We start from the raw sequence: 20,943 nt of genomic DNA on the forward strand, positions 1-20,943 counted from the left end.
GGTTTTCACGCCACGCAGGATCTTTTACACTGGGCTTATCCCGTTACACAGGACTCCAGCATGAGTTGCAAGCCACATCACCACCCGCTCAGAACGCTGCGTTTATGCAGTGTGTTTCTGCTGCTGAGCTTATCGTTATCCAGCTTCCTGCTACAGGCCAAACAGCCTCACCATACCCAACAGGGCAAGCCGCAAACCCTGATGGTGCGCAGTAATAATCATGCTGCGCAAATCGTTAAAAGCCGTTATGGCGGCAAAGTGCTGGCAGTGAAATCCGCCAGTGTGGCAGGGGCTCCCGGTTACCGGGTAAAACTGCTGACCGACAATGGCCGCATTATTTACGTTTCAGTGAACGCGGTAAACGGCCGCACGGCAAACTGACCGGAGACATCCCATGCGTTTACTGCTGGTTGAAGACGACATATCACTGCAAGACAACCTAAAGCAACATCTGGAAGACGCCAATTTTGGGGTGGACTGCGCCGCCGATGGTGAAGAGGGGCTGTTTTTGGCCAGGGAATACCCCTATGACGCGGCCATTATTGATGTGGGCCTGCCCAAGCTCAATGGCATTGCCCTCATTGAAGCCATGCGGCAGCAACAGCTTGACTATCCGGTGCTGATTTTAACCGCCCGGGACAGCTGGCAGGACAAAGTGGAAGGGCTGGATGCGGGAGCGGATGATTACCTGACCAAGCCGTTTCATCCCCAGGAGTTGCAAGCGCGGATTAACGCCCTTATCCGCCGTTCGGCAGGCAAAGCCAGCCCCATTCTCAGCAATGGGCCGCTAAGCATCAACACCAGTGCCGCCGAAGTGCGCATGCACAAACAGCTCATCAACCTGAGCGCCTCGGAATACCGCCTGCTGGAATACCTGATGCTGCACCAGGGGGCGGTACAGTCCAAATCCATCCTGATTGAACATCTCTATGATCAGGACTTTGATCTGGACTCCAACGTGATTGAGGTTTTCATTCGCCGCTTGCGCCGCAAGCTTGACCCGGATAACCGCCTGGGGCTGATAGAAACCCTGCGCGGCCAGGGATACCGGATGAATGACGTCAGCCACGGGAATACCCCATGAGCGGCAAGCAAACCGCCCCCCAGCACTGGCAGTGGCTCACGAGCTCCCTCAAGGCACGGCTGATAGCCAGTGCGGTGCTGCTCAACCTGGTACTGCTGCCGTTAATCGGCGTGACGCTGGCAGACGCCTTTCGGGTACAACTGACCACGGCCGTCAGGGATGAGCTCAGCGCCACGTTATACGGCATTCTGGCATTGGCCGAAGTAGAACAGGGCTCGCTCACCCTGCCCCAGCATTTACAGGATGAGCAGTTCAATGTGGATCAATCCGGCCGCTATGCCCTTATCACCGATGCCCATCAACGTGAACTGTTATGGCACTCCCAGTCGTTTATCGGCTTAGCCTTGCCCCAACAGCTGCCGGCACCCGCGCCGGGAGAAAGCCTGTTCAGCCAAATCACCTTTAATGGTGCACCCCATTTCATTTACAGCTTTCGCGCCAGTTTTGCCCCGGCCTCACCCGGCGGGCAGGATTTGCCTTTTTGTGTTTACGTGTTGAAAAGCACCGACAGCTTTGAAGCCACCCAACAGGAGTTTCGCCAGCAATTGTGGCAATGGCTGGCGTTGTTACTGCTGGTCTTGCTGTTAATTCAGGGCGGCTGGTTATGGTGGACACTCAAGCCACTGGCGCGTTTTCGCCGAGAGTTACAAGCGGTGCAACAAGGACGGCAACAGCATCTTGGCGATGCCTACCCGGCAGAGTTGCAACAAGTGGCCCAACAGCTCAACACGCTGATAAGCAATGAACTGCAACAGCGCCAGCGCTACCGCAACGCGCTGGCGGATTTGGCCCACAGCCTGAAAACGCCGCTGGCGGTATTAAGCAGCATAAAAAAACTCCCGCCGGAAGCACAAGAGCCCATCAGCAACATTAACACCCATATCAGCCGCCAGTTGAAACGGGCGCAGGCATCCGGCAACAGTGCCTGGCATCAAGGCATTAACGTGCAGCCCATTGCCAGCAAACTGCTGCGCACCCTCAACAAGATTTACCAGCATAAATCATTAAGCGTCACCGCTGACATGACTAATAACGCGCTGTTTTTCGGGGATGATGCCGATTTCAGTGAGCTGCTCGGCAATCTGCTGGACAACGCCTTCAAGGCCGCTAGGCATCAGGTTCGCATCACCATCAACAGTGACAAACAGCAATTGCAGCTGCAAATCGAAGATGACGGACCCGGCGTAAATACGGCGCAACGCCAGCAGATTTTTCAGCGGGGCGTACGGGCAGATACCTACGAACACGGCCATGGTATCGGGCTGGCGATTGTAAAGGATTTGCTGCAAAGCTATCAGGGGCAATGGCAGATAGACGACTCCCCAACGCTGGGCGGCGCCCGGTTCAGCGTTATCCTGCCCCATTATCGTCAAGCGCAGTAAAGTGCCTGGCGCTTTCAGCTGATGTTCATCTTGCGTTCTTTAAGCTGAACATCAATACCCAGAAGGCCGGCATGCATTGTTGCCGGTTTCCAGCTTGAAAGCGGAGGCAGTTATGCATATTCCCAGTCCGAACGCCAAACGCCTGGCCCCCCAAATGTTGCTGTGGTTATTGTTACTGCTGACATTGGGCAGCTTTAGCCAGCCGGCGGTCAGTGGCAACGAAAGTCAAAGCCGATATTATCCCGACGCGCAACTGGCCCAAATGCTGGCGCCCATTGCCCTGTACCCCGATACCTTACTCAGCCATGTACTGATTGCCAGCAGCTATCCGCTGGAAGTGGTTGCCGCCCAGCGCTGGCGTCAGCAACACGCCAGCTGGAGCAATAACCGGCTAACTGGTGAAGGAGCCAAACAGGGCTGGGATCCCAGCGTGGTGGCCTTGCTGGCCTTTCCCAACATTCTGGACAAAATGAGTGATGACTTGAACTGGACTGCCGATTTGGGTGAAGCCTTTGTGGCCGACGAAGGGCGGGTGATGGACAGTATCCAGACCTTGCGGCAAGCGGCCCAGGATGCCGACAGTTTGCAAAATGTCCGTCAAATCCAGACCAAACGGGAAAACAACCGCATTGTGATTGTCCCTGCCGACCCCCAGGTGATTTGGGTGCCTTATTACGACCCAAGGATTGTATACGGCACTTGGCGCTGGCAGAGCTACCCGCCATTTTACTGGGATCCCTTCCCGGGCTATGTGGTGGCACCTCACACCCGGTTTTACTGGTACAACAGCGGCATCCGCATCTCATTCAACTTTTTTTTCAGCCGTTTCCACTGGCACGAACGCAATGTATGGGTAGATTATCGCCGCAACCATTACCGTTATGAGCCTTATCGCAGCAGTATCAGCAGTGGCGGCCAGCGCTGGCGCCACCAGATGGAGCACCGCCGGGGAGTGCATTACCGTCATCAAAGCGTGCAACAACGCTATGCCCCCAGCCACCCCCGCCATGACATCCGGCGCCAGGTGCAATTACAGCATAAATTGCATCACGCTCAGTCACTTAAGGAGCGCCGGGTGATAAACCATGAAACAAAAGCGCGGGCGCCACTGAATGCCCAGGGGCAAACACACAGACAAAACGCTCGGGGATATGAGCCAAAGCCTGCCATGAAGGCCATCAAGCCCAATACGATGGCAGCACACAACAGCGCGAGCCCTCAACGGGATAAGGGGCAGGCCATGCAACATCGGCCGCTGCGACAAACACCCGCGAAAATGGAGCGCGTGGAACGCCGCCAAGCGCCAGAGAGGCGACAGGTACCGGCAGTAAAATCCAGGGATAACGCTACAAGGCAACGGGAAAGGTAATGACATCACGCCCATCATCACCCCATGACGGGCCGGGTTCCAGCCCGTCCCTTTTCATGGCGATGGTGGATTGGGCTTAGCCCGTCACAAATGCGTCTTCCGCTATTCCGGCTTGCTGTTTGATTGACTGCATTTTTCCGGTGCCATCCCGAACCCAGCCATCAAAAACCCCCATGTAATGGCGCCGCAGCAAACGGTGTTGCAGCCCGCGCTGATGCTGCTGAAAATGGCCGGTGGGGGTAAACCACAAATCCAGTTCTTCACGTTCAGACCAGATGCGCCAGCGCCCCTCCGAGCCGGGGCGGTGATCCACATTAAAGTGCACCGGCGTTAACAGATGGCGCATGCCCGCCTGCCACAATACATTCTGGCAAGAGCCGGTGTCATTGATGCCGCTGGCCAGATTCAGCGCTAACGGTGAACCGGGTTCTCCGTTGATGCACAACCAGCGCCAACGGCTTTGCCTGGCGCTATAACCGGCTTCAAACAGGTAACCTGCCAACGCCCGGGATAACGGCTGCGGCTCATGGTTGATAAACAGCGTGCCACTTAACGTCAGCCCGCTGTGCTGCTGGGCATAACGCCAGCCGTTGTAGCCTTCGGGGCAACACAGGCTCATGGGCAAGCTCAAGGCACCGGAATGCAGGGTTAAATCCGCTTTCAATGCAACACCTTGCACTGAAAAATCCAATATCAGCCGCCACTGACCCCGTTCACGCTGGATACTGATGCCTTTACTGCCACTGAGCCCTTGCCAGGGAGAATGGCTCAGCGACCTTTGCCAGACGAATGGCCACTGCCAGTCACGGTGCAGCAAGCGGCCTTTTTGCACATCGAACAGATAACAGTAACCACTGAGGCCCACCCCCATCTGCCCCAGGCCAACTCCCAGCAAGTAGCGGCGGCTGTGCACCGAGATAAACTCCTGCTGTTTGAATTGCAGTTGCTGCTGCCAGCGGGGTAAGGGTTTATCCCGCTCATTGGTCAGGCGAAAGTCCTTAAGCCCCAAGGTATTAACCATGCCATCAAAATGGCCGAACATGGGAATGCCCCCCATGATCAACGATTGCGGCGCTTCCCGGGTGAAGACCCCGCAAGCAGGATTTTTAACCGGTACAATGTCCTCAGGGCACATGCAAACACCTCATCTGACTAACACTCACATCACTCTAACCTGCCCTTAACCACATTAAAAGCCGCGGCATAAAGCCGGGCTACAGCCCCCCTTGAAATCTGTTATGCTGTGAGCCTGCCTTGTCACTCATTCATGTTTGTTATGAAGATAAAATCGATAGTAAGTATGCTGGCAGCCAGCCTGTTATTGGCAGCCTGCGCCAGCCAAACGCCCGAGCGTATTGCCCTAAGCCCTAATGTTCCCCCAATACAATTGCAAGTCCAGCAGTTAACCCCGTTGGCATTGACCGCAACAGACAGGCGACAGATGGCAGAGGTGGTGCGCTTTAATGACCAAAAGCCGCCACGCTTGGTAGGCACCATGCAAAACATGCAAACGGTGATGGAGCAACTTTTCCGTCAAGGCTTTACCCAGGCCGGCTATCAGATAGACCCGGCCAGCGGCCTTACCCTTGAGATAACGCTGGAGCAGCTGCAAACGGATGTGGAAGAGTCAATGCTGGGCTTTAACGCCACCACCCAGTTGCTGATGAGCGTACAGGCAAGCAACAATAACCGCACCTTCAGTAAGCGTTATTCTGCCAGTAGCCGCCTGAAAGGACCGCTTAATGCGGATTTCGCCACACTGGAGCTGGACATCAACAACCTGATATCCCAACTGGCGGGGAAGATTATCAATGACGCCGAACTCAACCAGTTCTTGCAGCCCCGTTAATTTACCAAACCCAAGGAGTTGATGATGAGCCGTGGTGTTATTGCGCTATTGGTGCTGCTGTTTTCGCCAAAATTGTGGGCGCTGGACATACAGCAAAACAATATGTACCCCCAGGTGGCACTGGAAACCACCATGGGCACCATCGTGGTGGAACTGGACAGAAGCCGGGCGCCATTAACGGTGGATAATTTCCTCACCTACGTGGTGCGCGGCGATTACGACAACACGATTTTCCATCGCGTCATTAACAATTTTGTCGTGCAGGGCGGCGGTTACACCCCCCAGTTGCAGCCACTGGCAGAAGACAAACCGGTGGTGAACGAGTCGGGTAATGGCCTGTCCAACAGCATGGGCACCCTTGCCATGGCACGGGAGAGCGCCCCGCACAGTGCCACCCGGCAGTTTTATTTTAATGTGGCGGACAACCGCAAACTTGACCCGTCGCCCAAACGTTGGGGATATGCGGTATTTGGCGAGGTAACAGAAGGCCTGCAAGTGCTGCAGCAAATGGCACAAGTTGCCACTGGCCCTAATGCCGCACTGCAATGGGATGATGTGCCCTTAAGCCCCATCATCCTGAAAAAGGCCCGGCTGTTGCCCATGAATTAACGCCAGGCGAGGTGTGCCTTACCGAGAGAAATTGCCGGCGGACGGGCCACAACCAAAATGATTTATGCCCCGTGACAAATGCCACAGCAACTATACTCATAACAAACTCATCATAAGGGTTGGAGTTTAATGACGACAGATGATTTCATTCAGCTAAAAGCGCCGCAACTGGCCGCTTATGGCAAAGGGTTCTACCAACAGCAAATTCCGCTCTCCGAGTTGCGGTTATACCTTTGGGACACGCTGGAAGAGTGGTATGCCCTGGGACGCAACGGCGAGGCCCAATCGGATACCGAGCGGGTTTTCTGGTTTGTGCTTTACAGTTTTGAAAAATGGCCGGAATGGGCGTTGCTGGGCAACCAGTACCTGCGCCAACAGTTGCACCAGTGCTGCGATTTTCTCAGCGGTCATGGTCAGTTTCCCAAAGATTGCCAAGGCGTGCGGCCAGCAGCCTGAGCCCAATCCCGGCGTGCGCCGGGATTTTCACCGTCAACGCCAATAATTGCGCCGCTTGCCTTGCAGTGGTTGGCGCAGACTTTTAAGCTAGTCTTTCCATTTTCCAGCCCCATCGCCATGTCCAGTCACCGTTTTACTGCCCTTAAAAACGCTTTAGGCATCTATCTGCATCGCCGGGTGCTGGTCATGCTGTTACTGGGGTTTTCTTCCGGCCTGCCGTTAATGCTGGTGTTTTCCACCCTGTCTTTCTGGTTGCGCGAGGCGGGTGTTGACCGGGCGGCTATCGGGCATTTCAGCTGGATAGCCCTGATGTACGCGTTCAAATGGGCTTGGTCCCCCTTGGTAGACCGCTTGCCACTACCGCTGCTGAGCCGCCATTTTGGCCGGAGGCGAAGCTGGATGATCCTGTCCCAATCAATGTTGATTCTGGCCATTCTGGGCATGGCCTCCAGTGATCCGGGCAGCGATCTGGGCCATTTGGCCATCTGTGCCCTGGCAGTGGCCTTCGCCTCTGCCACCCAGGATATCGTGGTGGATGCCTTTCGTATTGAATCCGCCCCGGAAGGCATGCAGGCAGCACTGGCCGCCGCCTATCAGGTGGGTTATCGCAGCGCCATGATTATTGCCACGGCTGGGGCCCTGACCATTGCCGCCTGGGTGTCCGACACGCCGGAAAGTTACGATCTTGTCGGCTGGCAAAACGCGTATCTGGCCATGGCCGGGCTGATGTGCATCGGCCTTGTCACCAGTTTTTTTGCCAGTGAGCCCCAAGTGGACATGCAGGCGGCCTGCCGCGATGAAGTACGCATGAAACACCAGTTGAAACAGCAATATTCCCGACCGGTTGCCGGTTTGCTGGCTTGGTTGTATGCCGCTGTGGCCTTGCCGTTCATTGATTTTTTCCAGCGTTATGGTCGTCATGCCATTGTGATATTACTGCTGATCTCCTGCTACCGCATTTCAGATATTGTCATGGGGATTATGGCCAATGTGTTTTATGTGGACATGGGGTTTTCCAAGGAGGAAATCGCCACGTTAAGCAAGATATACGGGCTTATCATGACACTGGTGGGCTCAGCGGTTGGCGGCGTGCTGGTGGCCCGTTACGGCACCATGAAAATTCTCTATCTGGGGGCGTTTCTGGTGGCCACCACCAATCTGCTGTTTGCACTGCAGGCCCATGTGGGATACAACGTGCCGCTGCTTACCCTGGCCATTTCGGTAGACAATTTCAGCGGCGGTCTGGCAACGGCGGCATTCATCGCTTATCTTTCCGGGCTTACCGGCAGTGGCTACAGCGCCACCCAGTATGCCCTGCTGTCATCCATCATGCTGTTGTTCCCCAAATTCATTGCGGGATTTTCCGGCGAATGGGTCAATGCCTTTGGCTATGTCAATTTCTTCATCAGTGCCAGCATCATCGGCTTGCCAGTGTTGTTGCTGGTAAAACTGGCGGATGGCAAGTTGCCCAAAAAGACCGATGACCACAATGACAAAACGCCTACACCGCCGGCCCAGTAACCCCACAGCAGTGGCGGTTTGGACGAAAATCGCCTGTTATGGCAAGACACAACCCTACTGACAAACGGTGGGCAGCAATGCCGGCGCCCACCGCGGGGGAAGATCAGTCCCGGAAGTTATTGAACTGGAAAGGTTGCCCCAACTCGGCATTGCGCGCCAGTGCCATCACCGCCTGCAAGTCGTCACGCTTTTTACCGGTAACCCGCACCGAATCCCCCTGAATTTGCGCCTGCACTTTCAGCTTGCTGTCTTTGATGAGTTTCACCAGTTTCTTGGCGGTTTCCGTTTCAATCCCCTGCTTGAAGCGTACTTTCTGGGCAAAGGTTTTCCCGGTGTGCACAATTTTTTCATCCACTTCCATGGCTTTGGGGTCCACATTGCGTTTGCTCAGCTGCGTGCGCAAAATGTCGACCATCTGTTTGCACTGGAAGTCTGATTCGGATGACAAACTCACCACAAAGTCTTTCAGCTCCACAGCATACTCCACGCCCCTAAAATCAAAACGGGAGTCCATTTCCCGGCGGGTGTTATCGGTGGCATTACGCAGCTCCACGGCGTTGATTTCGGACACAATATCAAATGATGGCATGGGAAAACCCTGTAAATTGCTAAATTTTGCCACCAATTTTACTGCATGTTGAAGATCAACTGAACTGATGTGCGTTTACGGATGACAGTCAGCAATGCTTTTGCATATCATGAGTGACAGTTTTCTCCTGACCCTGACGTGAATGTGATTAAACGACAGCTCATTTTTCGGGTAGCGCTGCTGGCCACCTTGTTGCTGGTAAGTTATCTGGTGTTTTCCAGACCCGGTTATCCGCAACTGCTCCCCCATATGGACAAAGTCGGCCATATCGGCAGCTTTTTCATATTGGCCTGGCTGGCCTGGCTGGCATACCGCCCCCGCTGGTACTGGATTGTACTGGAGCTGGCCTGTTATGGCCTGTTGATTGAAGCGGTGCAGTCCTACCTGCCCTACCGCAGTGCAGACATGAAGGATTTCATTGCCGACATGAGCGGCGTGGCGCTGTTTTACCTGTTATTGGGGAGCTGGCGCGGCTGGCAAAATTTTTGCCATGCAGGAGCAAAAAAATGAATATCGCGATTCTCGGTGCCGGTGCCATTGGCCAGTTGCTGGCACACCAGTTGGCCAAAGCCGGAGCGGCACCCACATTGCTGCTCAAAGCGGGTAAGCCATGTTCGGCATCACAATCGTTTGGCTGTCTCACCCCAGAGGGTGAAAGCCTGCAAACATTTTCCCAGTGCACCCTGGACGCGCCCGCCAGCGCGTTTACACACTGCCGTTTGCTGCTGGTCACATTAAAAGCCTATCAGGTGCTGGATGCCTTGCAGGCACTGCTGCCCAAGCTGCCGCTAGGTTGCCATATCTTGCTGCTGCATAACGGCCTTGGGCCTCACAGCAAATTGCAGCCCCGGCTTGATGGCCGCGGGCTGTCCCTTGGCACCACCAGCCAGGGAGCGCTGCGCCTAGGGCCCCATCAAATCCGCCATACAGGCAAAGGACTGACCCAGCTGGGACACTTTGCCGGCCCCGCTTTGGCTGATAATGACAAGGCACTGCTGTTGCGGGCCATACCCGGCAGCGAATGGCTGGCGGACATTCTGCCCGCCTTATGGGGCAAGCTGGCGGTCAATGCGGCGATCAACCCGCTCACGGCCCTTGATGATGTGCCCAATGGCCGCCTGGCTGAAGCGGCATATCAGCCCACCATTGACGCCATCATCCATGAACTGGTGCAGGTGGCAGCCAAAGAGGGCTTGCAGCTGCAAGCGCACGCCTTACTCAAACGGGTACGGGATGTAATTGAGCTTACGGCAGACAACTCATCCTCCATGCGTCAGGATCTGCTCCATGGCCGCCCCAGTGAAATTGATGCCATTAACGGTTATCTGGTGCAACTGGCCCAGCGTCACGGCCTTGAGCTTCCCATCAACCAAAAGCTGACCCGGCAAATCAAGCAGCGTGAGGCAGCCCTGTAACGCTGCAAACTCATGTCCACAATACCAGTATCGCGGCCAGCGCTATCAGCAGCAGGCCGCCAACATCCTTGATTTTGACCGGCTCTTTCAGCCAAAAGAAAGCTATCAGCATCATGAAAAACACCTCCACCTGCCCGAGGGTTTTCACATAGGGCACGGCGGTGAGTGACATGGCGCTGAACCAGCCCAGCGAGCCCACAAAGCTGCTGACACTGGTTGCCAGTGTCAGCTTGGGTCGCTGCCATAATGCCTGCAAGGTCGGCCGGTCGGCCAACAGCAACCACAGCAGTAACAGTATGCTCTGCAACAGGATCACCAGCAATAACACCCACGCCGCCCGGTGTGGAAAGGGCAAGTCCAGCTGCAAACTGGCTTCTCGCACCCACAGGGATGTCAGCGCGAAGCTGCTGCCACAGGCTATTCCAAGCAGTACCGTGGGCCAGGACAACTGGCGCCAGCCGCCACTGGCACTGAGCAAAAACACCGCCATGGCGCCAATCAGCACACCCATCCAGCCGGTAACGCTCAGATGGGTGCCAAACAGTAATGTGCCCAGAATGGCCGCCACCAGCGCCTCGCTTTTGGCTAGCCCGGCGCCCACGGCAAAATTTTTCAGTTTGAACAGTTTGACCATCAATGCGGTGGCCACAATCTGCATCAGGGCCGCACCCACAATGTAACCGCCGCCAGCGCCCCAAAGTTGCGGCCAAGGTGCAGGTTGCCACACATACAGCAACCCCAGGTAAAGTGCGGCTAGCGGGCTGGCATACACAAACCGCGCCAGGGTAACGCCGGCAACGTTAACCTCCCGGCTCAGCTGACTTTGAAAGGCATTGCGCCAGGCCTGCATGAACGCGGCCATTAAGGTCAAGAAAATCCACATGAGCACAATCCGTTAAGCTGTGGGAGACAAATGCAAAATGCCCGGCACAAGCCGGGCATTTGAGCATATCACAGACACCAACAGCGAACAGTTATTTGCTGGTATCCAGCTGCGGGAAGGATTTCACCAGATCATCCACGGCTTTCATCTGGGTCAGGTAGGCTTCCAGCAAATGCAGCGGCAAGGCACAGGGGCCGTCACACTTGGCATTATCAGGGTCTGGATGCGCTTCAATAAACAAACCGGCCAGCCCCAACGCCATGCCGCTACGTGCCAGTTCAGTGGCCTGGGCACGACGCCCACCGGCGGAATCGGCCCGGCCGCCCGGCCGCTGCAAGGCATGGGTGGCATCAAAAATCACCGGATAACCGCTTTGTTTCATCTCATCCATGCCCAGCATGTCCACCACCAGATTGTTGTAACCAAAACAGCTGCCGCGTTCGCACAGCATGATGTGGTCATTGCCGGCTTCATTGAATTTCTTGATGATGTGGCGCATCTCATGGGGCGCCAAAAACTGGGGTTTTTTCACATTGATGATGGCACCGGTTTTTGCCATGGCTACCACCAAATCGGTCTGGCGTGCCAAAAACGCCGGCAACTGGATAATGTCCACCACTTCCGCCACCGGCGCGCACTGGTAAGGTTCATGCACATCGGTGATCAACGGTAAATTGAAGGTGTCTTTAATCTCCTGGAAAATCTTCAACCCTTCTTCCATCCCCGGCCCGCGGTAGGAGTTGATGGATGAACGGTTAGCCTTGTCAAAAGACGCTTTGAACACATAGGGAATGCCCAGTTTCTGGGTCACTTCCGCATAGGTTTCGGCAATCCGCAGCGCCAAATCCCGGGACTCCAGCACATTCATGCCGCCAAACAACACAAAAGGTTTGTCATTGGCAATATCAATATTACCGAGCTTGATGTTTTTAATGGTCATCACCGCATCTCTCTCAAAGGCTGTCAGCCAACCCGTACTGTTCATTAGTCTTAATCAATTACCCACAACCTGCAGTAACTGGCCACATAGCCAGGCCATGTAGGTGCCCAGGGCATAACCAAACACCGCCAGCAGCACCCCAACGGGTGCCAGCGCCGGATGAAATGCCGCAGCCACCACAGGTGCTGATGCAGCGCCGCCCACATTGGCCTGACTGCCAACCGCCATGTAAAACAGCGGTGCACGAATGAGTTTGGCCACCAGCAGCATCAGCCCGGCGTGAACCAGCATCCAGATAATCCCCAACAGGAAATACTCCGGGGTATCCATGATTTTGGTCACGTCCATATGCAAACCGATGGTTGCCACCAGCACATACAAGAATGCCGAGCCCACCTTGGAGGCCCCGGCGGCTTCCAGATGCCGCGCTGGCGTAAAGGACAACGCCAGCCCCACGGTGGTCACAATCACCACCAACCAGAAAAACGAGGAGGTCAGGCTGTATTTCTCGGTCCAGGGATAATGCTCGCTAAAAAATGGCGCCAGCCAGTCGGCCCCCATATGGGCGATGCCGGTAACGCCAAACCCGATGGCCACAATCAGCATCAAGTCCCGCAAACTGGGAATGCGTGCATTTTCGGCGTGATATTTTTCCACTTTATGGCGCAACTCATCAATGGCACGGGTATCAGCGCCGGTTTTGGTGTCGATGGCGTTGGCATTGGAGGCCAGAAACAGCAACACGGCCATCCAGATATTGGCCACAATCACGTCCACCGTCACCATCACCGAAAAGATGTTGCCGCCCACTTCATAGACTTCCTTCATGGCGGCCTGATTGGCCCCGCCGCCAATCCAGCTGCCCGCCAGCGTGGTCATGCCGCGCCACACCGCATCCGGCCCGTGACCGCCGGTCAATGACGGGTCCAGTAATGACATCAGCAGCAAGGCTATCGGCCCGCCGATGACAATGCCAAAAGTACCGGTAAGAAACATCACCAGCGCTTTTGGCCCCAAGCTGAGAATGGCCTTTAAATCCACGCTGAGGATCAGCAAGACCAGACAGGCTGGCAGCAGGTAACGCGATGCCACAAAATAAAGTTTGGAGGTGTGTCCGTCCACAATCCCGAAAGTGTTCAGTAGCGACGGCAGGAAGTAACACAGTAGCAAGGCGGGTATGAAGCGATAAAACTTTTGCCAGAATGGATGGTTACTGCTATTGGTGTAAAACACAAATCCCAGTATGGCGGCCAAAATGCCCAGCGCTGTAGCGTCGTTGGTAACCAGAGCGGTCGTCATAAGGCGAAATCTCTCTCTAAGTAGTTATCATCATGAGTGTGGGTATATAGCTTAACCGGCGCTCTGGCCGTTGAATATCAATGAAATACCTGCTGTTCTTCCCCCAGTTCCTGCAATTGCATCTTCACCAGTTCCACAATGGGATCGTGGGGGTTGTTATCAATAAAATACTGCAAATCCGCGCTGGCCACCTTGATGGCGCCCAGTTGCTGGGCAATGAAGGCCCGCTCCCGGTGCAGGTTGAGATCGTCCGGCTCCCAATCCAGAATCACGTTACAGCACGCCAAGGCAGCCTCGAACTGGCGTTCCACAATGCAGCCCGCTTTTAATTCATGCAACATGCGGGTCAGCACCTGTTGTACCGTTGCCGGTTTCAGGTAACTGTCCTTCATGGGCGCCCAGTTGCCCAGCTCGCCGCGCACCAGGGCATGCAGCTGCTCCCGCGACAAACGCTTGCCACTCAAGGGGTCAACATAATGCACCTCGGTGCCAATACGGCACGCCATCACGGTAGTGCCCGGCAACAATAACAGTGATGTGTTCAAATCCAGCTCCCGCCCCAACAACATCAGGGCGGTGGCCAAGGTGGTGCTGTTACCTTGCCGTGTCAGCAGGCAGCGACCCAAATCTGCAGCATCAATGGAGAAATATTCCGCTTTTTCACAAAAGCGCCGTTCCTGATAAAACCACGTCAGCAATGCTGAAAAACGCTGGTTTTCATCAAAAAGGTACTGGCTTAACACTGCACCGGAAAGTTCATACCAGGCCCATTGTGCCTGTTTAATTTCGCTGAAACCAAGGTATTGGCACAGCTCAAAAACGGTTTCTGGTAAAGAAAACGCTTTGTCATCTGAAGAAAATCTTTGCATTACCCAAAAAATACCGCTTGTTTGACGTAAGCTACTTTGGCCGCAAATACCAGCCATCCCAAGGCACCCAAAAATGCGAAGATGCGGAATGTTTTGCCGCGGGCGCTATTCATCGCGGCAATGGCCAGCACAATATAAGCCACCACTGCGCCCAGCTTTTCCGTCATCCAGGCATCCACAAACGGATATTGCTTAATCATAAAGCACAGCACCACACCGGAGAGCAGCAGCAAGGTATCAATCACATGAGGGGCAACCTTCAGCAGTTTTCGCTCCATCCATGCCGACTGCGCGAGTTTCAGCACAAAACGCACACTGAGGAACATGACGCTCAGGCCAATCATCAGCAAGTGAAAATACTTAACTCCCGGGTAAAGACTGTAAAAATAATCCATTTGTAAACTGCCGACGGGGAAAATGAGGCGCCAGTTTACCCTATGGATGGCTCGTCTCCAAACGGATTGTCCGGCAACGAGCCCCATGAAGTTTACATGGTGGTAAAAGGGCGGGATTTCAAGTGGCAGGCGGGTTAACCGGGCCAGAAGCCCAGGGTACAGCGCTCATTGGAGCCAAAATCGCGCACGGTGGCCACTTGCATGTAACCCAGTTCATTGAGTTTTTCCCGCAAGCGTTTACCTTGGGTAAAACCGTGTTCCAGCAACAGGTAACCGCCGGTGCACAAATATTCCCGCGCATGTTCCGCAATATGGAACAAGGCGGCAAAGCCCTGTTGTCCGGAGGTTAATGCGCTGCGGGGCTCAAAGCGCACATCCCCCAGCGCCAGATGCTCATCGCTTTCTTCAATGTAAGGCGGGTTGGACACAATCAGCTGAAACTTGCGCCCGCTTAGCTCAGCAAACCAGTCACTTTGCAAAATCTCCACCTGGGGCAGCTGCAGGTTATGCCGATTGGCCTTTGCCAGCTCCACCGCGCCGCTGACATTGTCCACAGCGGTCATTTGCCACTGGCGGCGCTCATGAGCCAATGCCAAGGCAATGGCGCCAGTGCCGGTGCCCAAATCCAGTACGGCGGCATTTTCCGCCAAAGGCAGATTCAACGCCGTTTCCACCAGGATTTCCGTATCGGGTCTTGGGATCAGCGTGGAATCATTCACGATAAAGGGCAGAGACCAGAATTCCCGCTCGCCCACGATATGGGCAACAGGTACCCCTTCAGCCCTGCGGGCCACCATCTGCTGTAACTGTTTATGCTGTTCATCACTCAGCTGGCGCTCCGGCCAGGCATAAATGAAACTGCGGGGTTTTCCCAAGCAGTGCAGCAACAAGGCTTCCGCATCCACATGTGCGGATTCTGAACTCGTTGCCAACACTGACGCTGCCTGAGACAGCGCTTGTGCAATCGTGATTCTGGTCAAGGCATCAATCCTTAGTTGTCTTAAACATCAGAAGTGGTTAGTCGTCAGAAAGTGCAGCCAGCAGATCTGCCTGATGTTCTTGCAGCAACGGATCGATAAGTTGATCCAAATCGCCTTCCATCACTTCGTTAAGACGGTACAACGTCAGGTTTATCCGGTGTTCGCTCACTCGTCCCTGAGGGAAGTTATAGGTACGAATGCGCTCGGAGCGATCGCCGCTGCCCACCAGTGAGCGACGGGTGGAGGCTTCTTCGCTGGCGCGTTTTTCATCTTCCTGCGCCTGCAAGCGTGCCGCCAGTACGCTCAGTGCCCGGGCCTTGTTTTTGTGTTGTGAACGCTCATCCTGGCATTCCACCACCAACCCGGTAGGCAAATGGGTAATGCGGATGGCCGAGTCGGTTTTGTTCACGTGCTGACCACCTGCGCCGGAGGAGCGGAACGTGTCAATGCGCAAGTCGGCAGGATTAATTTCAACCGCCGCCGCTTCTGGCACTTCATGCATCACGGCCACGGTGCAGGCGGAGGTATGCACCCGCCCTTGGGATTCGGTTTCTGGCACCCGTTGCACCCGGTGACCACCGGATTCGAATTTCAATCGCCCGTAAACACCATCACCGCTGACTCTGGCAATCACTTCCTTGAAACCGCCGTGTTCGCCTTCGTTGGCGCTGACAATCTCTACCTGCCAGCGGCGGGCTTCAGCATAACGGCTATACATGCGGAACAGGTCGCCGGCAAACAATGCGGCTTCATCGCCGCCGGTACCGGCACGAACTTCCAGAAAGGCGTTGGTGTCATCGTTGGGATCTTTGGGCAACAACAGGATTTGCAGCTCGTCTTCCAGTTGCTCCAAGCGGTGTTTGGCGGCCTTGAGTTCTTCCTGCGCCATTTCGCGCATGTCAGGATCATCTTCTTGCAGCATCTCTTCGGCGGTTTGCAGGTCCGCTTGGGCCTGCTGAAACTGGCGAAACCCTTTTACCACGTCTTCAAGCTGTGAATACTCTTTGGACAGACTACGAAATCTGTCCTGATCGCTAATCACTTCTGCTTCACCCAGCAGAGCCTGTACTTCTTCATAACGCTCCAGCAAGCCTTCCAGCTTGCGGATAACGGAATCCTTCATGCAGTCGCTAACCTTAGTCTTTATCCAAGCCGAGCGCGGTTCTTAACTGACCTAGCGCATTGAGATCCCCATGACGACTGGCAACGGTAAGTGCCTGGGTCGGGGCATGGATCAAGCGGTTGGTGAGGCGGTTGGCCAGTTCACGCAATACCTCTTCGGCATCAGCGCCCTGCCCCAACTTGTTCATGGACCTCTCCAACAGCTCATCCTTGATATCCATACAATGCGTCCGGTATTCACGGATGCTGTCAACGGACTGCAGCGAACGCACCCACTCCATAAACTGCAGTGACTGCTCTTCAGTGATAAGTTCCGCTTGCTCGGCGGCCTCACGTCGGGAGGCCATATTCTGTTCTACGATGCTGTGCAGGTCGTCAACCGTGTACAGATAGGCCGCATCCAGCTCAGCCACTTCTGCTTCAATATCTCGGGGAACGGCAATATCAACCAGTAACATGGGTTGATGACGGCGCTGCTTCAGCGCTTTTTCCACCATCCCTTTACCCAGGATGGGCAACGGGCTGGCGGTAGAGGATATCACGATATCGGCTTTGGGAAGAAAGTCCGGAATTTGTTCCAGTGTAATGGCCTGGGCCCCGAACTCTTCACACATGGCTTCGGCGCGCGCCAGGGTGCGGTTGGCCACCACCATGCTGGCCACCCCGTTTTCTTTCAGGTGACGGGCCACCAGCTCGATGGTTTCACCGGCGCCTATCAGCAAGGCCTTGGTGGTGGTCAGTGAAGAGAAGATGTGTTTGGCCATGCTCACCGCGGCAAAAGCCACAGACACGGCAGCAGTACCGATTTCCGTTTCCGTGCGCACTTTTTTGGCCACGGAGAAAGTGTTCTGGAACAAGCGGTCCATAGTCATGGCCACGGTGCCGGATTCTTTCGCCTTGGCAAAAGCCTGCTTCACCTGCCCAAGAATCTGCGGTTCGCCCAGCACCAGTGAATCCAGCCCCGAGGCGACACGCATCAGGTGCTGTACGGCTTTTTGGCCTTCAAACTCATACAGGCACGGCGACACTTCATCGTGACTCAGAGAATGATACTGCTCCAACCAGGTCACCACCTGCGCCACGTTTTGCGTGTTGCAGTAAAGCTCCGTGCGGTTACAAGTAGACACGATGACCGCTTCGCCTGAAGCCGTCTCTTGCGCGAGGCTTCTCATGGCTTCGTGGATCTTGTCCGGGGCAAAGGCTACTTTTTCACGCAGGTCAACAGTGGCAGTTTTGTGGTTAATACCAATTGCTACAAGGCTCATCTGACTCGTTCTTGACTCTTGGCGTCTTGTTAAGATGCGGCCATTCTACTGAATAACCCCCGCTAAAAACAGAATACGCTTAACAAAACCGAATAAAGGTTAATGACTCAATAAAGGGCTAATTTTATCAGATAATTACCCATTGGCCTCATTAAGCCAAGCACACGCAGGCCCGCCGGCCAAACCCGGTTACCGATAAAAAGCCCCCCATTCACAGGTTGTGTCTGACAGCCTGCCCCCCGTATCATAGGCCAACATTTTGGGTCGATGGTTAATGAATATCTTGATCAGTATCACAAATTACCTTTTCCGTAACATGATGCGACCACTATGGTTATGCGGTGCCTGCCTGTGGTGGGTCAGCGGTTGCAGCACGCTGGCGGACAACTGGACACCGGTGACCGTGTCTCAGCCTCAGGAGGCCCAAGCCTGGGAATTACGGGGAAAGCTGGCGGTAAAATCGCCACAGGAGAGTTTCAGTACCCATTTGTACTGGCGACACACCCCGGATAAAGACGATGTCAGGCTCACCACCATGTTGGGCACCAGTGTGTTAACCCTCACAAGCCAAAAAGGTTATGCCAAGCTGGAAGTGAACGGCAGCAGCTACGAAGGGGAGGATCCCCAGGCATTGTTGAACCGGCTCAGCCACTGGCAATTTCCATTGACACAATTGCCGCAGTGGATACTTGGCATTGTCGGCAACGATGCCCAACAACTCAGCCGTGACCCTGACGGCCGGCCGCTGCAACTCACCGACAGCAGCGTCTTGCCGCCCTGGCGCATTCAATATCAAAGCTGGCAAACCCAAAGCGGTACAGAAATCCCCCGGCTGCTGCGGCTCAATCGCGGCACGCTGCAATTGAAAATCCAATTAACCCAATGGCAGGCACTGGCCAGTTTCCAGGTGCCAATGGACAATAACCAATGATGAGTCAGTCACTTTCTTTGGGGTGGCCTGCACCGGCCAAACTCAACCTGATGCTCCATGTTAACGGTCGCCGCAAGGATGGCTACCATGAGCTACAAACCCTGTTTCAGTTTCTGGATCATGGCGATCTGCTGGATTTTAAAATTACCGACAACGGCAAAATCACCCTTCACAGCAATCTCGATGGCAGCATTGCCGATGACGACAACCTGATTGTCAAGGCGGCAAAATGCTTGCAGACACACTGTCATGGCTCACAAGGCGCTGAAATCTGGCTGGATAAAAAACTGCCCATGGGCGGCGGTGTGGGTGGGGGCTCCTCAGATGCCGCCACCACCCTGGTCGCCCTTAACCATCTGTGGCAATGCGGCCTTAACAATGACCAGTTGGCGGCGCTGGGGCTCACCCTTGGCGCCGATGTGCCCATCTTCATTCATGGCCATGCCGCTTTTGCCGAAGGCGTGGGTGAAAAACTTCATACTGTTAATATTCCGGAACACTGGTATCTGGTCATCGCACCGGATGTCCATGTTTCTACCGCCGATGTTTTCCAGCATCCAGAGTTACCAAGAGATACTCCCAAAGTTGCGCTATCAGAACTATTGTCCGCTCAGTGGAAAAATGACTGTCAGGCGCTGGTCAGCAATAGCTTTCCTCAAGTTGCCAAGGCGTTGGCGTGGCTGCTAGAATATGCACCGTCAAGAATGACCGGAACAGGCGCTTGCGTGTTCGGGGAGTTCAACACACAGCAACAAGCGCTGGACTGCCTGGCAAAAATGCCGGCTACATTCAGCGGATTTGTGGCAAAAGGAACAAATATTTCGCCGTTACAACACCGTCTTGAACGGTGCTGAACAGTTTCTTCAGGGGCGTAGCTTGTCACTGCGTTCCTCCAGATCACAATAATGCAAACGCCTGAGGTTCATTAAAGTGCCCGACATAAAGCTCTTTGCTGGGAACGCTACCCCCAGTCTCGCTAAAAAGATAGCAGACCGCCTGTTTTGTAAGCTCGGAGACGCCACGGTAGGCCGTTTCAGCGATGGAGAAATCAGTGTCCAGATCAACGAAAACGTTCGTGGTGCTGATGTCTTTATCATTCAATCCACCTGTGCACCAACTAACGACAACCTGATGGAACTGGTTGTGATGGTAGATGCGTTACGCCGTGCATCTGCAGGTCGTATTACAGCGGTAGTTCCCTATTTCGGATATGCACGCCAGGACCGCCGTGTCCGCAGTGCCCGTGTGCCGATTACCGCGAAAGTCGTGGCCGATTTCCTCTCCAGCGTTGGTGTGGACCGCGTATTGACCTGTGACCTCCATGCAGAACAAATCCAGGGCTTCTTTGATGTTCCCGTGGACAACGCCTTTGGTAGTCCAGTACTGCTGGAAGACATGCTGGAGAAGAAACTGGAAACACCCGTTGTGGTTTCTCCTGACATTGGCGGCGTGGTACGTGCCCGTGCCATTGCCAAGCTGCTGGATGATACCGATCTTGCCATTATCGACAAGCGCCGTCCCCAAGCCAACGTTGCCCAGGTAATGCATATTATCGGTGACGTGCAAGGTCGCGACTGCATCATTGTGGATGACATGATTGATACCGGCGGTACCCTGTGCAAGGCGGCTGAAGCCTTGAAAGAGCACGGTGCCAACCGGGTATTTGCTTATGCCACTCACCCGGTATTCTCAGGCTCCGCACTGGAAAACATCAAGAACTCCGTCATTGATGAAATCATCGTTACCGATACCATTCCGTTGCGCCCTGAAATTGCGGCCAGCGGCAAGGTAAAACAGTTGACCATGTCCGGCATTCTGGCTGAAGCCATCCGCCGCGTCAGCAACGAAGAGTCCATCTCTGCCATGTTCCGTCAATAACGCTTGCTTGCTGCTCGCTAACCTAGAGCAGCTGTTCATGCTCATTGACACAAAAACGCACCCGCAGGGTGCGTTTTTTATGTGCCTGATTAAGTGGTTATCCCGCC

General features: G+C 54.7%; 23 protein-coding genes. 13 read left to right on the forward strand and 10 right to left on the reverse strand.

Annotated elements, in window-relative coordinates; all coding sequences use genetic code 11:
• The first annotated feature begins 60 nt into the window (after positions 1-60).
• The 4 genes from ACIDEJ_RS10850 (at position 61) to ACIDEJ_RS10865 (ending at position 3,835) form a co-directional block, all read left to right on the forward strand.
• On the forward strand, positions 61-381 hold the full coding sequence (locus ACIDEJ_RS10850; RefSeq protein ID WP_411988092.1) for a PepSY domain-containing protein: 321 nt from the start codon (positions 61-63) through the stop codon (positions 379-381).
• A 13-nt stretch (positions 382-394) separates the two neighbouring features.
• Complete coding sequence (locus tag ACIDEJ_RS10855; protein ID WP_411988093.1) at positions 395-1,084, forward strand: response regulator transcription factor; 690 nt, start codon at positions 395-397, stop codon at positions 1,082-1,084.
• Positions 1,081-2,466 (forward strand): ATP-binding protein, encoded by a 1,386-nt coding sequence (locus ACIDEJ_RS10860; protein ID WP_411988094.1) that lies wholly within the window; start codon positions 1,081-1,083, stop codon positions 2,464-2,466. Before ACIDEJ_RS10855 ends, ACIDEJ_RS10860 begins: the two co-directional genes overlap by 4 nt.
• 112 nt (positions 2,467-2,578) lie before the next feature.
• Positions 2,579-3,835 (forward strand): DUF3300 domain-containing protein, encoded by a 1,257-nt coding sequence (locus ACIDEJ_RS10865; RefSeq protein WP_411988095.1) that lies wholly within the window; start codon positions 2,579-2,581, stop codon positions 3,833-3,835.
• 76 nt (positions 3,836-3,911) lie between these two features.
• Here the strand turns inward: ACIDEJ_RS10865 and ACIDEJ_RS10870 are convergent, their stop codons facing one another.
• On the reverse strand, positions 3,912-4,970 hold the full coding sequence (locus tag ACIDEJ_RS10870; protein WP_411988096.1) for a DUF2804 family protein: 1,059 nt from the start codon (positions 4,968-4,970) through the stop codon (positions 3,912-3,914).
• A 165-nt stretch (positions 4,971-5,135) separates the two neighbouring features.
• Between ACIDEJ_RS10870 and ACIDEJ_RS10875 the strand changes: the two genes are divergently transcribed.
• The 4 genes from ACIDEJ_RS10875 to ACIDEJ_RS10890 all read left to right on the forward strand — a co-directional run bounded on the left by ACIDEJ_RS10875 (position 5,136) and on the right by ACIDEJ_RS10890 (position 8,270).
• Positions 5,136-5,684 (forward strand): YajG family lipoprotein, encoded by a 549-nt coding sequence (locus ACIDEJ_RS10875; RefSeq protein ID WP_411988097.1) that lies wholly within the window; start codon positions 5,136-5,138, stop codon positions 5,682-5,684.
• Between the two features lie 24 nt (positions 5,685-5,708).
• Positions 5,709-6,293, forward strand: coding sequence for a peptidylprolyl isomerase (locus ACIDEJ_RS10880; RefSeq protein WP_411988098.1), 585 nt, complete (start codon positions 5,709-5,711; stop codon positions 6,291-6,293).
• 129 nt (positions 6,294-6,422) lie between these two features.
• The gene (locus ACIDEJ_RS10885; RefSeq protein ID WP_411988099.1) at positions 6,423-6,749 is read left to right on the forward strand and encodes a hypothetical protein; all 327 of its coding nucleotides are present in this window, start codon (positions 6,423-6,425) and stop codon (positions 6,747-6,749) included.
• 117 nt (positions 6,750-6,866) lie between these two features.
• Positions 6,867-8,270 (forward strand): AmpG family muropeptide MFS transporter, encoded by a 1,404-nt coding sequence (locus ACIDEJ_RS10890; protein ID WP_411988100.1) that lies wholly within the window; start codon positions 6,867-6,869, stop codon positions 8,268-8,270.
• A gap of 103 nt (positions 8,271-8,373) precedes the next feature.
• Here the strand turns inward: ACIDEJ_RS10890 and ACIDEJ_RS10895 are convergent, their stop codons facing one another.
• Entirely contained in the window at positions 8,374-8,859 is a 486-nt protein-coding gene (locus tag ACIDEJ_RS10895; protein WP_411988101.1) for a YajQ family cyclic di-GMP-binding protein, read from the reverse strand.
• Positions 8,860-9,003: 144 nt separating this feature from the next.
• On the opposite strand from ACIDEJ_RS10895, the gene ACIDEJ_RS10900 reads away from it, so the two are divergent.
• The gene (locus ACIDEJ_RS10900) at positions 9,004-9,369 is read left to right on the forward strand and encodes a VanZ family protein (RefSeq protein ID WP_411988102.1); all 366 of its coding nucleotides are present in this window, start codon (positions 9,004-9,006) and stop codon (positions 9,367-9,369) included.
• Positions 9,366-10,274, forward strand: coding sequence for a ketopantoate reductase family protein (locus tag ACIDEJ_RS10905; RefSeq protein WP_411988103.1), 909 nt, complete (start codon positions 9,366-9,368; stop codon positions 10,272-10,274). The genes ACIDEJ_RS10900 and ACIDEJ_RS10905 overlap by 4 nt, the downstream gene beginning before the upstream one ends.
• A gap of 10 nt (positions 10,275-10,284) precedes the next feature.
• Here ACIDEJ_RS10905 and ACIDEJ_RS10910 read toward each other — a convergent pair whose 3' ends face one another.
• The 8 genes from ACIDEJ_RS10910 to hemA all read right to left on the reverse strand — a co-directional run bounded on the left by ACIDEJ_RS10910 (position 10,285) and on the right by hemA (position 18,027).
• Positions 10,285-11,157 (reverse strand): EamA family transporter, encoded by an 873-nt coding sequence (locus ACIDEJ_RS10910; RefSeq protein ID WP_411988104.1) that lies wholly within the window; start codon positions 11,155-11,157, stop codon positions 10,285-10,287.
• 91 nt (positions 11,158-11,248) lie between these two features.
• A complete protein-coding gene (gene kdsA, locus ACIDEJ_RS10915; RefSeq protein ID WP_411988172.1) occupies positions 11,249-12,097 on the reverse strand; it encodes a 3-deoxy-8-phosphooctulonate synthase in 849 nt (282 codons plus the stop codon).
• A gap of 54 nt (positions 12,098-12,151) precedes the next feature.
• Entirely contained in the window at positions 12,152-13,396 is a 1,245-nt protein-coding gene (locus ACIDEJ_RS10920; protein ID WP_411988105.1) for a DUF819 family protein, read from the reverse strand.
• A gap of 77 nt (positions 13,397-13,473) precedes the next feature.
• The gene (locus ACIDEJ_RS10925) at positions 13,474-14,265 is read right to left on the reverse strand and encodes a transglutaminase family protein (RefSeq protein WP_411988106.1); all 792 of its coding nucleotides are present in this window, start codon (positions 14,263-14,265) and stop codon (positions 13,474-13,476) included.
• Positions 14,265-14,660 (reverse strand): SirB2 family protein, encoded by a 396-nt coding sequence (locus ACIDEJ_RS10930; protein ID WP_411988107.1) that lies wholly within the window; start codon positions 14,658-14,660, stop codon positions 14,265-14,267. The genes ACIDEJ_RS10925 and ACIDEJ_RS10930 overlap by 1 nt, the downstream gene beginning before the upstream one ends.
• Positions 14,661-14,794: 134 nt before the next feature.
• Positions 14,795-15,640 (reverse strand): peptide chain release factor N(5)-glutamine methyltransferase, encoded by an 846-nt coding sequence (gene prmC, locus ACIDEJ_RS10935; protein WP_411988108.1) that lies wholly within the window; start codon positions 15,638-15,640, stop codon positions 14,795-14,797.
• A gap of 37 nt (positions 15,641-15,677) precedes the next feature.
• Complete coding sequence (prfA, locus tag ACIDEJ_RS10940; protein WP_411988109.1) at positions 15,678-16,763, reverse strand: peptide chain release factor 1; 1,086 nt, start codon at positions 16,761-16,763, stop codon at positions 15,678-15,680.
• 13 nt (positions 16,764-16,776) lie between these two features.
• Positions 16,777-18,027, reverse strand: coding sequence for a glutamyl-tRNA reductase (hemA, locus tag ACIDEJ_RS10945; protein ID WP_411988110.1), 1,251 nt, complete (start codon positions 18,025-18,027; stop codon positions 16,777-16,779).
• 274 nt (positions 18,028-18,301) lie between these two features.
• Between hemA and lolB the strand changes: the two genes are divergently transcribed.
• The 3 genes from lolB to ACIDEJ_RS10960 all read left to right on the forward strand — a co-directional run bounded on the left by lolB (position 18,302) and on the right by ACIDEJ_RS10960 (position 20,836).
• Positions 18,302-18,958 (forward strand): lipoprotein insertase outer membrane protein LolB, encoded by a 657-nt coding sequence (gene lolB, locus ACIDEJ_RS10950; protein ID WP_411988111.1) that lies wholly within the window; start codon positions 18,302-18,304, stop codon positions 18,956-18,958.
• Complete coding sequence (gene ispE, locus ACIDEJ_RS10955; RefSeq protein WP_411988112.1) at positions 18,958-19,812, forward strand: 4-(cytidine 5'-diphospho)-2-C-methyl-D-erythritol kinase; 855 nt, start codon at positions 18,958-18,960, stop codon at positions 19,810-19,812. The genes lolB and ispE overlap by 1 nt, the downstream gene beginning before the upstream one ends.
• Before the next feature lie 76 nt (positions 19,813-19,888).
• A complete protein-coding gene (locus ACIDEJ_RS10960) occupies positions 19,889-20,836 on the forward strand; it encodes a ribose-phosphate pyrophosphokinase (RefSeq protein ID WP_411988113.1) in 948 nt (315 codons plus the stop codon).
• The last annotated feature ends 107 nt before the right edge of the window (positions 20,837-20,943 follow it).

This window comes from Shewanella mytili, from assembly GCF_046765975.1.
Classification (GTDB): Bacteria; Pseudomonadota; Gammaproteobacteria; order Enterobacterales; family Shewanellaceae; genus Shewanella; species Shewanella mytili.